The following is a 15401-nucleotide window of genomic DNA, read 5'->3' on the forward strand; positions in this document are numbered from 1 at the left end:
TGAAATTCCTACTCGAGACTCTTACGATATTCCGCAGCTGCTTTTTCTGCTTCCTCCACGAATTCTTCCGCAGTAATATTACCCAGCATGAGAGAGACCAACGAATTACTTACAGGCGTTTCCAATTCAGAGCTCATCGGATGCGGTTTCTGATAGATTTGAACCTGCTCCGGATCGTTAATCATCTCGTTCGCTTCAATAAGGAACGGCGGGACTTCCTCACTGGAAGAAAGGTCGACTCCCTGAAGGTTCATAATTGCACCGGTATGCTCAGAAAAGCTCTTCGCATATTCCTTCGTAAACACGAACTCAACGAACGCTTTGGCAGCTTCCGGATTTTCGGCCTTCTCTGCGATCGCCAGTGGGCGAAGATCCGGTACGATCGCATATGGTTCACCCTCTGCCTGCATTGGAGATGGAATAAATCCGTATTCGAAATCTTCCGGTGTGTCATTGGCCATTTCATTCGGCAGCCAGAAACCAACCGGGATAAATGCATTATCATGGAGAAGGAAGTTCATTTGGGACTGTGTATGATTGAGAGCACCAAATCCAGGATCGATCAGCCCATCCTTCTGCATCTGCTCCACATTCTTCATCACTTCCAGCACCGGCTCACTCGTCCACGCACCTTCTTTACCTGTGATGACATCCGTTAATAGTTCATCCCCACCGGCTGCACCGAATGCCGGGTAAAGGACACCACGAAGGAAATAATATGGATATTGACCGGTTGTAACGAACGGTGCGATATCCTCTTCGTCCTTGATCGTCTTCATCGTTTCCATAAAGCCAGGGAAATCTTTCGGAACATCCCAGCCTTTTTCTTCAAACCAAGCATTGTCATACCACGTTCCCCATGTATCGAAGACTAATGGAAGGCTGTAAATATCGCCGTCATAGTCAGCCGGGTCGACGATAAAGCTTTCGTTCAGCTTGGAACCGTCTTCCAACTCTATACCGCTCACCCATTCCGACAAATTCATCAACTGCCCGTCTTCCACCATTTGTGTTTCACTGGAACCGGCACCGTCAATGTAAACGACATCAGGCGGATCGTCGGATACCCAGCGTGATCTCATTTCTTCGTTAATGTTCGGTCCGGCATGTTCTGTAATGGTCACATCCGGGTATTCTTCCTGAAAATCTGCAATGACTTCTTTCCACCACGAATCCCCGTAGCCTCCGACAAAATACTGGATTTCCAGCTCGCCGGAAATTTCTCCGGATGAACTTTCCTCTCCTGAACCATCTCCTGAGTCCTCCTCGCTCGACTCATCTGATCCTGCCCCTGGAGCACATCCAGCCAGCACCACGAATACAAACAGAATACCTATCATCCACCAAGATGAAACGTTCCGCCACTTGTTCAAAGCAAAGCTCCCCCTTTGTTTTGGTCATTTATTTGAAACCATTGAATGGTTTGCAAATCAACTGTTCGTTTCCAGCGCTTCTCTCAGCTGCCCGTCGTGAGCCGTGAGCAATGTTTGTGCTTCTTCATAAGATACAGACTTTAAAAGCATTAAAATAGCCGGTTTTACCTGCATATCCGCTTGTTCCAAAGCAGATTCCGCCTCTTCATACTTCGTCTTCGTGCTTTCCATCAAGATGCTTTTCGCGCGTTCACGGAGTTTATGGTTGCTTGCGTGGACGTCAACCATCAAGTTCTCATAGACTTTGCCAAGTTTCACCATACTGACGGTACTGAGCATATTAAGCACCATTTTATGAGCGGATGCTGATTTCAACCGCGTCGAACCAGTCAATACTTCCGGTCCGACGATGACTTCGATCGGACAGTCCGCGAAGGTGCTGATTTCTGATGCTTCATTACAAGAAAGTGAAACCGTAAATGCACCGACTCGGCGTGCCGCCTTCAGAGCACCAATAGGATAAGGCGTCCTGCCGCTTGCCGTGATGCCGACGACCACATCCATGGTGGAGACTTTCTTCTGTTGTAAATCCTCTTCTCCTTGTCGTTCATCGTCCTCAGAGTTTTCTTTCGCCTTAAAAAAAGCTTCTCCGCCCCCTGCCATGACCGCCTGGACCATATCATAGTCCACTTGAAAGGTAGGCGGACATTCAGAAGCATCCAAAACGCCAAGGCGGCCGCTTGTACCTGCCCCTACATAAAAGAGACGTCCTCCACGCTTCAGGGCTTCCGAAATCCGATCCACTGCCTTCGTTATCTGAGGCAGCACCTGTCTGACCGCTTCCGCCACTTTTTGATCTTCTTCATTCATAACCGTCAAAATTTCTGCGGTCGTCATGCGATCCAACTCTTTTGTACGTTCATTTCTCTGTTCCGTCGTCAAAGATGCCAAGGAATCTGTCATCTATTCTCCCCCTCCTTTAATACCAAGGACGGCTGAGCCAGTAAGGCCGCCCCGAATTCCGGAGGTCCGTATGCTTCCACATACCGACCCAACCCCCGTTCCTCCATTTGTCTGATGAAGTATTTCTTCAATACATGGGAATGAGTGAAAATTGATCCAGCCGTCACGACTGCCGGTATCGTGTTAAATCCTTTACGTCTTATAGAGTAGAGATGAAGCAGCAATTCCTCCGCAGCTGTATGCAAAATGCGTGTTGCCGTACTGTCCCCCGTCTCCGAGGCTGCAATAACACATTCTGCAACACCGGCGATTGTCTGCTTTTCCATTCGATTTCCCTCATGGATAAACCGGATCAGCTGTTCCGGTTTATCCAACTGCCACTTTTCCAGAAGCAGTTCTGTCAGAATGGTTTCCCCTCTTCGTCCATCTGCCGCCTTCGTCACTTCTGATAACGCTTTCAAAGATATGTAATATCCACTTCCTTCATCACCAAGGATATGCCCCCAGCCGCCGCACCGATGCAGCCTGTGGTCCGGAGCAATTCCGATGGCGCTTGAACCAGTCCCTGAAATGACAAGAATACCCGACTCCTCGTGCGGTGGTAGTGCACCTCTTAAAGCCGCATGACTGTCCGATCCGATAAACAAGTGGCAATTTTCAGAAAAAATTTGATTTGAAAATTTTTTTTTGGCTATTGCCTTCATTTGCTGCTTATCTTCTGCTCTTCCGACTCCCGCAAGACCGACTCCCACTCCTGCAACTTCCTGTGGATCAATGCTGAATTGCTCCATACCTTCCGAAATTAAAGACTGAATCCGGCCCCACGCCTTTTCAAAGCCAATGATATGTGGATTCGTTCCAGGTCCTACCACTACCATAGGATCCGGAGAGCTGGTTGTTTTCCCTGCTTCCATAAATAGACACGCCGTTTTCGTTCCTCCTCCGTCTATTCCAATCACATATTCCATAGACGACCTCCAATGGGAATGATTGACTATATTATAGATTTATTGAATTTTTATGTCAATATACCTTTTTATATTCCGTTATTTTATTTCAAAAATAACAAAGCAAAAAGCCGGGGAACTCGAATTCCCCGGCTACCCTGTTTCTATGCTGAACGACGTTCTTGATTGTGCATCTCCTGCTTTAAACGAAACGGAGCCGTAATCAATGCCAGAATTAAAAATATTCCCATGTATCCGATTACCGGATAAAAGATACTGACAAGCTTTGTAAACCCTGCAAAGCTTAAGATAAATGCGGCTATGATGGAAACAGTAACGAACTTACGGTGGGCAGGTGTGCCGACCGTCGTAAACCTTGCGGAAAGGGAGAAGAACATACTTACTGCGGTATTGAATACCATCCCGAATAGAATAATGGAATATAGGATTCCGAGGGCAGGAGAGAGATCGTCCACCATCTTCAGCATCGGCATATCATACGTGCCCACGACCTCTATTTGAGCGAACATAGCTAAATGACTCAATACGATCATCAGACCGAGGACCAGTCCACCTACAAGACCGCCGAGAGAAGAAATGCGCTCATCGTCTTCATTTCCTCCCATCAATAGAGACATGGAAGCTCCTAATGCCAAGTTCAAAGATACATAATTAATGGAGGACATGAACCAATTGGAAACGGCCGATGGCTGCTCCTGAGCAACCGAGTTCCACTCGGAGAACGTCCCGTCCATGGTGATTAAGCTGTATATCGATACACCGACCACCGAAACGACCAGGAATGGGGTGACGCTGCCGATGATCCGAATGACTTTCTCTACATTTAACATAACCGTCGCCAGAACGATAACACTCATAAGAATGACGCCGAATAACGGGGAAAGACCGAACTGCTGACTAGGTATCGATCCAGCACCAGCAATCATGACGACTCCGATACCGAACAAAGTGAAAATGATAACGTAATCAACGACGACCCCTAAGTATTTTCCGCTTACGCGGTAGATCGCTTCTTTATGAGATTTTGCCTTTAAGCGTGTCCCTATTTTTGTAAGCATCATTCCAAGGTAAGCAAAGAGCGCGGTTGAAATGACCGCTCCTATCGTACCGATCGTACCGAAACTCGTGAAATATTGAAGAATTTCCTGACCGGAAGCAAATCCTGCTCCCACAATGATTCCAATGAATGCACTAGCAATTTTCAATACCCTAATCAAAACATACATCCTCCCAACTCTGTCTTCACCTGGTGATTCAACAAAATGTAAAGGCTTTCAAACCGGTTGAACTACCTCAACTTATCATGAATGCGTTTTCTTATGTTTGTCATTTTAAACAAACCATAACATATATGTTCGTTTATTTACACAAATAAATCAAGTGTAAAAATGCGGATGTCTGTTCTGAGAAAGCATGATAAAATAGAACTAACCATTGTTATAGAAGGAGAACGGCTATGAAACATTCGACACGTCAGCACCACCCCTATAAAGATATGTTGGATTCTCCAGAGGGGATGGCGGATCAAATTGCCGACAATCTTGGCTGTCCCGTGACTATCGAAGATGCAAACCATCACATAGTTTCCTACAGCAAGCATGAGTCCAACGTCGACGATGCGCGAACGGCTACGATTATGCGGCGTAAAGTTCCAGAGCATGTTGTCAACGGGCTTTGGAAACACGGAATCATGTCCCAGCTGTTCGAAAGCGGCGAACCTATTATTGTCGACAGTATAGACTCTATTGGGCTAGGTAATCGACTGGCTGTGTCTGTTCGCAACAACAAGGAAATCCTTGGTTTCATTTGGGCACAGACAGATAAGGTCACCGTAACGACGGAACATTTGTCCACTATTCGCGAAGCAGCTCAAATGGTAGCCCAGCACCTCCAGCGCCAGCAGGCGAAGAAGCAGAAATCCGAAGAAAACGAAAAAGAATTCTTCTGGCAGTTATTGACCGGATCCGCCACCAATTCAGAGGATATTCATAAACAGGCAAAGCGGTTTGGCCTTCATTTGTACGGTCAGCTTTGTGTTGCGGTCTTTGAATTTACAGAAGACACGAGCCAGTCCGTCGAGCGTCATGCCTATTATTTATCGGAGACACTGCAGCAGACAAAGATTATCAGCCGTATATTTGATGACCGCCAGCTCATCCTGCTTGTGAGAACCGACAACTTAGAAGATGCGAACAAAATGAGCCAGGCCTTCATTCGTGAATTCACACAAAAGATGAAGGAAAGGCTTGGATTTGAAGATTTAAAAGGTGCTTTCGGACTGGTCTATGATAATCCACAGTCTATTAAGGACAGTTATAAACAAGCGTTGAAGGTATTGGAGCTGAAGGAGCAGTTCCCTGTGAAGCTCGCAGAGGTCGATAACTATCAGGATCTCGGTATTTATCAATTCATTAACGAACTCGCCTCCTTACAGAAGCGGGAAAACTATAAAAATGATTCCTTGATGAGATTGAAGGCTTACGACGAACAAAACCGTTCTTCCCTATTGGAAACATTAAAAGTCTTCCTGGAGATGAACAGCAACGTTCACAAAGCCGCTTCCCACATGCACATACACACAAACACGCTGAATTACCGCTTGAAACGAATCCGCGAAATTGGCCATATCGATTTTAAGGATACTAACCAGAAGACGATGCTTTATTTAGATTTGCTAATACAGGAAAGCGAAAGAGAGGATTTGTGATTTTTCACAAATCCTCTCTTTCATTTTTTCACTTTCCCCTAAACAAAAAAATAGTCAGACGAGATATACTTTTCTTACATTCGATTACGAAAGGTGGACCTATCCCATGATTATCGGTATTCCAAAAGAAATTAAAAACAACGAGAACCGCGTAGCCATCACTCCATCCGGTGTTATTCACCTGCTGAAAGCCGGGCACAAAGTGTTGATCGAGACAGAAGCTGGACTTGGCAGCAACTTCACGGACGAAGAATATATTGCATCCGGAGCAACCATTATTGAAAGCGCTTCATCCGTTTGGGAGCAGGCCGAGATGGTAATGAAGGTGAAAGAACCACTGCCTGCAGAATATGGATATTTCCGCAAAGGGTTGATCCTTTTCACCTACCTTCACCTCGCTGCTGAGCCGGGCTTAACAAAAGCATTGGTGGATAACGAAGTGACAGCAATCGCTTATGAAACGGTAAGTGCAGATAATAAGCTTCCATTGCTTACTCCAATGAGTGAAGTAGCCGGACGTATGGCTACACAAGTAGGCGCACAGTACTTAGAAAAATCTTTCGGCGGTAAAGGAATTCTATTGAGTGGCGTGCCGGGTGTATCCCGCGGGAATGTCGTGATCATCGGAGGCGGTATCGTCGGAACAAACGCGGCGAAAATCGCAGTCGGTCTCGGTGCACACGTAACCATTCTTGATTTAAACCCTACTCGTCTCCGTGAATTGGATGATCAGTTCGGGGGAGATGTCCAGACGTTAATGTCGAATCCTTTCAATATCGCGGAATCAGTTAAAAATGCGGATCTAGTAATTGGCGCGGTTTTGATTCCTGGAGCGAAAGCACCGAAACTCGTAACCGAGGACATGGTGAAGGAAATGAAAGCAGGCTCTGTTATCGTTGACGTCGCCATCGACCAGGGTGGTAACTTTGAAACAGTCGATCACATCACGACACATGATGAGCCGATCTATGAGAAACATGGCGTCCTCCATTATGCTGTCGCAAACATCCCTGGAGCTGTTCCACGTACGTCCACCATCGCCCTTACAAACGTGACGATTCCTTATGCGGTCCAAATCGCATCGAAGGGTGTCGTGAAAGCAGTAGAAGAAAATACAGCCATCGAGCACGGCTTAAATACAGCGAACGGCCACTTGACTTATGAAGCAGTAGCAAACGATCTCGGTTATGAATATAAACCGGCTCGTGAAGCCATTCGTCAAACCATAGAAGCCTGACACAAAAGCCCCGTCCTTCCCGACGGGGCTTTTCCATTCAGTATATATATGTCTCCGATTGTCTGCTCCGCCACTCAGATTCCAGCATACTCATCTCCCATAAGCTCCAATATTCCTCTCCCACTTTTCGTTTGTCTCTATGTAACCCTTCCTTAATAAATCCTGCCTTCTCATAACAGGAGATGGCTGCTTTGTTGAAGTCAAAGACCCCTAAGCTGACCCGGTGTAATTCCAGTTCACCGAAGGCGACAGCAAGAACTCTGTCGATCATTTGACCGGCATAGCCTTTCCCTCTGGATGATTCTTCACCAATTAATACTTTCCCGATCCGTGCCGACTTATTATGATGATCGATCCTCCCGAGAGAAATATGTCCGATGACCCGCTCATTCTCCATGTCCACCGCTTTAAAGATGAGCACTTCTGAACCCTTTTTGTTCGATCCCCTCCTATAAACTTCAAGCTGCTCTCGATCTAAAGGATAATCGAAAGTCGGACCCGCCCACTGCATCAGAAACTCCGGAGATTTCACCCACTGGATAAGCTGAGTGAAATCTTCCTTTCTAAAATCATGTAATGTAATCACCCGGCATCCTTCCCTTCTTTTACCTACTACTATAATAATAAAGAAAAGGATAAAAAAACGTCCGAAGAATAAACTTTCGGACGTTTTCCGTATTCAATAGGCTTTCACTAAACCGCCATCGACGACCAGGGCCTGCCCTGTCATGTACGTATTGGCAAACGAGCCGATAAAGGCAACAGATGCCGCGAATTCCTCCGGTGTCCCGTATCTCTGCAGAGGAATGGCTCCCTCTGCCTTTTGTTTCAACTCTTCCACAGACACGCCTGATTCATCCGCCCGCTTCTGATCTAATTGCTCGACGCGTTCTGTCGCAATCCTGCCAGGGCCGACGGTGTTGATCAATATATTATCCGGTGCAAGCTCTTGGGAGAGGCTTTTTGACAGGCCTACGATACCGGCACGAAATGTGTTGGACAGAATGAGATGATCGAGAGACTGCTTGATGGAGGAAGAAGCAATATTGACGATGCGTCCACCGCCCTCTTTCCTCATCGAAGGGAGTACTGCACGAATGGCTCTCGTGAAACTCAATAAATTCAATTCGAAGGCCTGCTGCCAATCTTCATCATGGAAATCATCGAACGTTCCTGCCGGCGGACCGCCGGCATTGTTAATTAACACATCCACTTTCCCGTTCAGCTCCACTGTTCTTTCCATCAAACTACGAATATCTTCCGGTTTGGTGACATCACAAACATGGTAATGGACGTGCTCATTTCCTGTTGCTTCTTTCAGTCCCTCTACGGTCCTTTTCAATTCTTTTTCCTGTCTGCTGGAAATCACTACGTGCGCACCTTCCTGTGCATAAACAGTTGCTACAGCCTTCCCTAATCCTTTGCTCGCAGCCAAAACAACGACAGATTTCCCTTCCAAATTCAAATCCATCTTCCCATTCTCCTTTCTACTACAAAGCGGAGCGCTGTTCCGGGATCGCCTTTTCCTTTTTAGAACTGGTAATAAGCAGAAGCGCCAGAGCAGCGACCCCCATGATGTCTGTTACAATACCCGGATAGATAAGAAGTAATGCTCCTATACCAGCGACTGCTCGCAGCCAGAACGGCACTCTTTGTCTGAAATGACCTTCCGTCATGACAGAAAGAAGGAACACTCCGGCTAACGATGTAATCGTAATTAAAAGAATATTTCCTGCCGTTGCATCAATCATCAGCATTTCATGAGAGAATACGAACATAAACGGGACAATGAATCCAGCAATCGCGAGTTTCATAGCCTGGAACCCGGTTTTGTTCGGATTTCCTCCTGCGATTCCGGCTCCAGCAAAGGCAGCAAGGGCAACCGGCGGCGTAATATTCGCAAAGATCCCGAAATAAAAAACGAACATGTGGGCGACAAACGTAGCTGTTTCCGGAGATCCCGCCAATTCCCGATACAATGGAAGCTGAAGCAGGATTGGTGCTGCCATCGTACTTGTAATAATATAGGTTGGAATACTTGGAAGCCCCATTCCCAGGACAATGGATGTAATCATCGTAAGGACCAAGGTTATCAGCAATTGGATAAGCGGACTGTTCACGGCGCTTCCGATACTGACAATGCTGTTGGCAATCTCAAGCGCCACACCGGTGAGGGACGCAATACCCACCACAATTCCTACGGCTCCACATGCAATGGCTACCGGAACAGTGGTCTTCGCTCCATCTTCCAGAGCCTTCAGGCAATCGATGATGGTGACTTCATCGCCTTCGATCTTCAGCCACTTTCTCCAAAGATTTATAACGAGCGGGACAGCAAGAATGAGAAGCAGCTCCCACCAGTCTCCCCGTACGTTCGGCATAGACCCGCCTGATAGAAGAGCAGACAGCTGAGGCTGAAAAATCAAGAACAGCGATACTCCAAGGATAACCGGAATCATCCGCTTCGATCCCGCAATGACAACCGTTGCAATAATGGACCAGAATGCTGCATAAAACGGTGTTTTCCCTGAGAAAAGGAGATACAGCAATGTCAACATCGGAACAATTAAATGACCTCTTTCTGCCAGCACGGCTCGTAATGAAGGAAGTTCACTTTTAGGGATTCCTTTCAACCCTCGTTTCGATGCACGGAAATGGACTTGCAGCAGGATGCCGACATAAAACAGAAGGGCTGGTATGATTCCCGCCAAAATGATTTTTGTATAGGCGACATTCAAGTTTTCGGCCATAATAAAGGCCGCTGCACCCATGATCGGCGGCAGAATCTGCCCGCCCACACTTGCTGCCGACTCTACTGCCCCGGCAAAATCTTTTTTATAACCAATCTTCTTCATCAAAGGAATGGTGAACGTTCCGGTCGTTACAACGTTCGCTATGGCAGAACCGTTGATCGAACCAAGAAACCCGCTTGCAATGACCGCTACTTTCGCGGGGCCTCCCTTCGTATGTCCCGCTACAGCTAGTGCCAGATCATTAAATAACTGTCCCATGCCGGACCGACCAAGGAACGCTCCGAACAAAATGAACAGAATAATGTAACTGGCAGATACACCAACGGCTGTACCCAGTACCCCCTCCGTTATGAAGATCAGCTGAGAAATGATTTGTTTCGCAACGCTTTGAATGACGACAGGATTCCATTCTGGATACACGGACAGCTTGACGTAAAAGCCATAAATGAGAAAACCCAGCCCCAAAAGCGAAAGCCCCCACCCTGTCACCCTTCTTGTTATATCAAACAAAAGCAGGAGGATCAGGATTCCGACATAGAAATCAACGTCGTTAATTTGGCCGCCTGTTTGGATAATGCGCTCGGCTGTCATCAACATATATACTGCTACAAATAAAGACAGTCCAGCCGTTATGTAATCATAGAATGGAACCCCTCTGCTCCCTTTCTTCTTGATGAATGGATACATCAGAAACCCTAACGTCATCAACGTGTATAAATGAATACTCCTCTGTTTAATATCTACCAGAGACCCTGCATAAGATGTGTATAAATGAAAAATAGATAAAGCGACAGCCAAAACAGATACCGTCAAAGCGATCGGTTTGGCAATGGCACTCCTCGTCGTACTTTCTCTATCGAAATTCCCATCTACTTCCTGCTTGTTCATGATTTTCACCTCTGCTTATTTAATAGTATTTCGAACGAGCATGGACAAGAGGGAGATATCCTTCCCTGCTATCTTAAAGGCTTCCCCCGACGCTAAGTCCAACTGCTCCCGGTTTCCTATGCGCAGACGATGGTTGGTTCGATCCCCCGTCCGGACGATCAGTTGTTCTCCAATGTTTCGGGAGATCCCTTCCATGTAGACCCAGCCGTCCTTCACATATGTCTCTGTACCAATATCATTGGGCACACCCGCCCCGAAGGTTTTAAACCTTGTATTAATCAATCGGATTTTATCCTGTTCCATGAGAAACGTCTCTTCCCAATCTTCATTTTCTACGGAATGTGTCCACCGGATGGACAGCTCCGTGCCATCCTTTATAAAAAAACACTCCTCCATGCTTTCCGAAGAAACGGTAAGCGTATGGACTTGTAATGTCAGAAGAAGAAAACAGACAGCAGCGACATTTACTGCTCGGACATATCCGGTCATCGATGGAAAAAAGGGCACCCTGTTGATGCCCTTCCCCTTCACTCCAGAATGCCTTCTTCTTCATAGAATTTTTTCGCCCCAGGATGAAGAGGTGCAATCAAGCCTTTTGCGATTTCTTCACGTTCCAACTGCTTCAGTACACCAATGGACACTTCCTCTGAACCAAGATAGTCGTAGTAGCGCTTCGTCATATCATAGACGACGTCCTCGCTCAAATCCTTAGAAACGATGATCATGTTCTGGATGCCTACCGTTTCCACTGCGTCAGACAAGTCATAAACAGCCTCGTCACCGGCTTCGATCGTATACGGTTTATAGAAAGGATACTTCTCCATCAAGGCATCCGCCGTCGCTCCACTGATTTCGACGAAAGTAATATCCGTCTGCTGCATTAAGTCGGTGATGTTACTGTTGGGTACGCCGGACGTAAAGAAGGCGGCATCCAGGTTGCCGTTTTTCATTTCCTGCACACTGTCCGCATAGCCGGTATGGGTGACCTTGGATAAGTCATCATAAGTAAGATCGACCGCTTCCAGCACCTTCTTCGCACTTTGCTCTACTCCGGATCCTACCTTACCGACACCGACTTTCTTCCCCTTCAAATCTTCAACCGTGGAAATACCGCTGCTTTTCAAAGCCACAATCTGTACCACGTTCGGATACATGCCTGCCATGGCTTGGACGTCGACGGAATTCCCTTCAAACTGCCCTATTCCTTCTATCGCGTCATAGCCGACATCACTCATGATCGTGGCCATTTGATTCAGGCTGTCCTTGATATTCTGAATGTTAGCCACAGATGCTCCTGTGGATTCGACCGTCACGTTGCTGATTAATTCACTTTCTTCCAGGACAGGCTTTAAAGCACCTCCGATCGGATAATAGGAACCCGATGTACCACCTGTGCCAAAGACAATCGATTCCGCACCGTCTCCACCTTCTCCAGAAGCCCCTTCCGATCCCCCGCCGCAAGCAGCAAGAAGTACCAACGATAAAAACATGACTGCAGACCATATGTATTTCTTCATCAAACCATCCTCCGTTTCTTAATTTTCTAAAAATTATGATAACGCTTTCATTCAAGGAAGGGAACCTTTTGACCATATTGGACATTTTGGTCTTTTTGGTCATAAAAATAGACGACTCCTTTTCTGGAATCGCCTTATCTTTTATATAGTCTTTTGTCACCTTTCAGTATGGAATATATGCAAAGATCATCAAATTTCCCAAGTGTATATTCATAATTCCTGAGCAGTCCTTCCTTCATGAAACCATGACGGGTGACCATCTGTCTGGAGGCAGTATTATCCGGTTCAATCAATGCCTCCACCCGTTCTAAACCCAGCGTTTCAAATCCATAATCAAGGACGGCATCCAGTGCTTCTGAAGCAATTCCTTTTTTCCAATGAGATCTGCTTAATTCAAAGCCGATTTCGGCACGATAATGCTCCTTCCTCCAATGGAGATAACCACAGCTACCAATGACCTTATCGTCTTCTCTCCTTGTCACTCCCCACCGGATGCCGGTACCTTCTTTTCTAATCTTTCGGTACCATGCCACTTCCTTCCGGGCATCAGCAACTGTGATCGATGGAGCTAATCCGAGGTGTGCAACCACCTCTTCATCCGACAGGTATTCCAACATATCTCCTGCGTCTCCATCCGATACTTCTCTTAAAACCAAACGTTCTGTTACGAGCTTCGGGAAGTCTCCCATATCATTCTCTCTCCTTCTAATTATAGCGATAGCGGTTGACTGGTCTTCCTACACCTCCGTACTGAAGATCCAAAGTAACCACGCCCTGCTTTTGAAGATACTCCAAATAACGTCGAGCAGTCACGCGTGCCATACCCAGTCCGTCCGCAACTTCTTCCGCAGACAGAGCGTCCAATCGACTTTGTATATACTCCTGGACTTGGTCCAGCGTCTTCTCATTCAACCCTTTGGGCAGTGTTTCGTTTCTAGTCTTTTTTTCTCTTTTTAAAAAGGTGTCCAACTGATCCTGACCCAAGTCCCCCTCACCGGTTGTTTTGCTGTAATAAGAATGGTAAGACAGCAATGCCTGCTGAAGCCTTTCAAACTTGAAAGGTTTCATAATGTAATCATGCACCCCGTACCGCAGCATAGCCCGTACCGTCTCTTTCTCCTTCGCTGCTGAGATGACAATGATATCGGAGGGAAAGGCATGCGCCCTGATTTCCTTGATGGTCTGCTTCCCATCTTTCTCCGGCATATACACATCCAGTACAATCAGATCCGGAGACAACTTCTCAGCCAGTTCCACTCCTTCTCTCCCATTCCCTGCTGTCGCGATGACTTGAAAGGGAGTCACCTGCTCAATGAACTGGCGATTGACTTCCTGCACCATCGGATCATCCTCAATTAACAACACATTAATTACTGGCTTCACACTCATGATACCTCTCCTTCCATCGGTATGGTTAACAAGACACTCGTTCCTTCTCCAGGTTTGGTAACAACCTCCCAGTCCCCGCGTCCCTTCTCCACGATCTGTTTCACCAAAAACAGACCGATTCCGGATCCCGTCTCCTTCGTTGTAAACCCTTTGTCGAACATCCGAATCCGTTCCTCTTCTGTCATTCCTCTGCCGTTGTCTTCTACTGAGATCACACAGGAACATCGACCCTGAATCACAGAAATATCCAACCATTTCTGTTCTTTATAGATTCCGTCAAACGATTGGAAGGCGTTCTCAATCAAGTTGCCGATTATAATGACGAAATCGTGCTGATCCAATAAAGGAGGAAAAACGTGCATTTCACTGTAGTCATCCAATGTAACCTCGATTCCAAGCTCCAGACCTCTCGATATTTTACTGAGAAGCAGACCGGCAATGCTGTAATGAGGAAAACGCTGCATGAGGAACCCGGATAAACGTTCCTGATTTTCCGATGTATCAAAAACAAAATCCAACGCCTCTTCTCTCTTGTCCAGTTGAATCAACCCTGCAATGGTATGTAGTTTATTCAGGTGTTCATGGTTCTGTATTCTCAACGCTTCCACAAACGCTTTGACTCCCGTCAGTTCTTCAGCGAGCTCTTTTACTTCCGTACGGTCTTGAAATACCATGACAGCTCCGACGATTTCCTCCTCAATCCTAATCGGTATGGAAGTACTTAGAATAACTGTCTGATCCATTCGAACTTCTTTGTTTCTTACCTGCTCCCCGGTCACTAATGAATGGACAATTCCTACATCCGGAATAACACGCTTCCAATGCTGATTCAGGAAATCTCCCTGTAGAGAAAGGATGGCTTTTGCTTTCTCATTCATGATGGTGATCCGGCCTTCCTTGTCAATCGCAATGATCCCTTCATTCATCGCCTGAAAGGCAGCTGTTCGTTCTACGAGCAGCTGAACAATTTCATGAGGCTCAAGACGATAGGTCCCTTCTTTCAAATGGCGGGCGAGCATCCAGGAACCGACGATGCCGAAGCTCAAAGTTAGAAGTAATACGAACAATATCTCCCCTTTAACCGCCCCAAGAATATCAAACCAGGAAGGAAGCAGGTTCCCGACGATGACTACCCCGATCTGTTCATGATTCTCATTCATGACGGGCACGAATCCTCGTACGGCAATCCCTGAATCACCCTTGGCTTTAGAGACATAGCTGTGTTCTGCGAAGGCAGGCCCTTCATCCTTCCCGGCAGAAGCTGTCCCGAGTTTGGAAACCATCGGATGGGAGTAGCGGATACGATTCATGTTCAAAACGACGATGTAATCTGATTGATTGACCATCCGGATTTGTTCGACAATCGGGTTAATGACTTTCCACCCTTCTGATTCTCTCAACCCATCTTCTATTGCCGGCAGGTTAGCGACCGTTCTCCCTGTCATAAGGGACCGTTCCCCTAAAGACTCCTCCTGCGACTCGACGGCATTACCGATAATGACGATTCCTCCGATTAAGATGGAGAACAGGACAATCCCAAAAGACAGAATGGTAATCTTCCACCGGATCGGCATTTGTTTCACTGGCATACATAAGCTCCTTCACT

Annotated in this window: 14 protein-coding genes; 2 read left to right on the forward strand and 12 right to left on the reverse strand. The window is 46.6% G+C overall.

The genetic code is table 11. The features are described from left to right. Positions 1-8: 8 nt before the first annotated feature. From AXG56_RS10300 to AXG56_RS10315, 4 genes are all read right to left on the reverse strand, one after another. Complete coding sequence (locus AXG56_RS10300; protein WP_039870803.1) at positions 9-1340, reverse strand: extracellular solute-binding protein; 1332 nt, start codon at positions 1338-1340, stop codon at positions 9-11. Between the two features lie 90 nt (positions 1341-1430). Beyond that, positions 1431-2336 carry an N-acetylmuramic acid 6-phosphate etherase gene (gene murQ, locus AXG56_RS10305; protein WP_062514328.1) on the reverse strand — a complete coding sequence of 302 codons (906 nt, stop codon included), beginning with the start codon at positions 2334-2336 and terminating at the stop codon, positions 1431-1433. Then, positions 2333-3304 carry an N-acetylglucosamine kinase gene (locus AXG56_RS10310; protein ID WP_062514331.1) on the reverse strand — a complete coding sequence of 324 codons (972 nt, stop codon included), beginning with the start codon at positions 3302-3304 and terminating at the stop codon, positions 2333-2335. Before AXG56_RS10310 ends, murQ begins: the two co-directional genes overlap by 4 nt. A 143-nt stretch (positions 3305-3447) precedes the next feature. Next, the gene (locus tag AXG56_RS10315) at positions 3448-4521 is read right to left on the reverse strand and encodes a hypothetical protein (protein ID WP_008634157.1); all 1074 of its coding nucleotides are present in this window, start codon (positions 4519-4521) and stop codon (positions 3448-3450) included. A 239-nt stretch (positions 4522-4760) separates the two neighbouring features. Between AXG56_RS10315 and AXG56_RS10320 the strand changes: the two genes are divergently transcribed. Both AXG56_RS10320 and ald read left to right on the forward strand, forming a co-directional pair. Then, positions 4761-6011 (forward strand): CdaR family transcriptional regulator, encoded by a 1251-nt coding sequence (locus AXG56_RS10320; protein WP_062514333.1) that lies wholly within the window; start codon positions 4761-4763, stop codon positions 6009-6011. Positions 6012-6117: 106 nt separating this feature from the next. After that, the gene (gene ald / locus AXG56_RS10325; RefSeq protein ID WP_008634155.1) at positions 6118-7248 is read left to right on the forward strand and encodes an alanine dehydrogenase; all 1131 of its coding nucleotides are present in this window, start codon (positions 6118-6120) and stop codon (positions 7246-7248) included. A gap of 37 nt (positions 7249-7285) precedes the next feature. On the opposite strand, the gene AXG56_RS10330 is transcribed toward ald, so the two are convergent. The 8 genes from AXG56_RS10330 to AXG56_RS10365 all read right to left on the reverse strand — a co-directional run bounded on the left by AXG56_RS10330 (position 7286) and on the right by AXG56_RS10365 (position 15384). Beyond that, positions 7286-7834, reverse strand: coding sequence for a GNAT family N-acetyltransferase (locus AXG56_RS10330; RefSeq protein WP_062514335.1), 549 nt, complete (start codon positions 7832-7834; stop codon positions 7286-7288). 93 nt (positions 7835-7927) lie between these two features. Then, positions 7928-8719: an SDR family oxidoreductase gene (locus tag AXG56_RS10335; protein ID WP_008634153.1), complete on the reverse strand. Its 792-nt coding sequence runs from the start codon at positions 8717-8719 to the stop codon at positions 7928-7930. Between the two features lie 19 nt (positions 8720-8738). Then, positions 8739-10889 (reverse strand): TRAP transporter permease, encoded by a 2151-nt coding sequence (locus tag AXG56_RS10340; protein WP_062514337.1) that lies wholly within the window; start codon positions 10887-10889, stop codon positions 8739-8741. A 15-nt stretch (positions 10890-10904) separates the two neighbouring features. After that, complete coding sequence (locus AXG56_RS10345; RefSeq protein WP_062514339.1) at positions 10905-11420, reverse strand: DUF1850 domain-containing protein; 516 nt, start codon at positions 11418-11420, stop codon at positions 10905-10907. Then, the gene (locus AXG56_RS10350) at positions 11417-12406 is read right to left on the reverse strand and encodes a TAXI family TRAP transporter solute-binding subunit (RefSeq protein ID WP_035388316.1); all 990 of its coding nucleotides are present in this window, start codon (positions 12404-12406) and stop codon (positions 11417-11419) included. The genes AXG56_RS10345 and AXG56_RS10350 overlap by 4 nt, the downstream gene beginning before the upstream one ends. Positions 12407-12540: 134 nt before the next feature. Beyond that, positions 12541-13095, reverse strand: a complete 555-nt coding sequence (locus AXG56_RS10355) for a GNAT family N-acetyltransferase (protein WP_062514341.1) — start codon at positions 13093-13095, stop codon at positions 12541-12543. Between the two features lie 16 nt (positions 13096-13111). Then, on the reverse strand, positions 13112-13795 hold the full coding sequence (locus AXG56_RS10360) for a response regulator (RefSeq protein ID WP_062514343.1): 684 nt from the start codon (positions 13793-13795) through the stop codon (positions 13112-13114). Continuing rightward, positions 13792-15384 (reverse strand): sensor histidine kinase, encoded by a 1593-nt coding sequence (locus tag AXG56_RS10365; protein ID WP_082794467.1) that lies wholly within the window; start codon positions 15382-15384, stop codon positions 13792-13794. Before AXG56_RS10365 ends, AXG56_RS10360 begins: the two co-directional genes overlap by 4 nt. Positions 15385-15401: the final 17 nt, after the last annotated feature.

Origin of the sequence: Halobacillus sp. KGW1 (genome assembly GCF_001592845.1) — a bacterium.
GTDB lineage: Bacteria > Bacillota > Bacilli > Bacillales > Halobacillaceae > Halobacillus.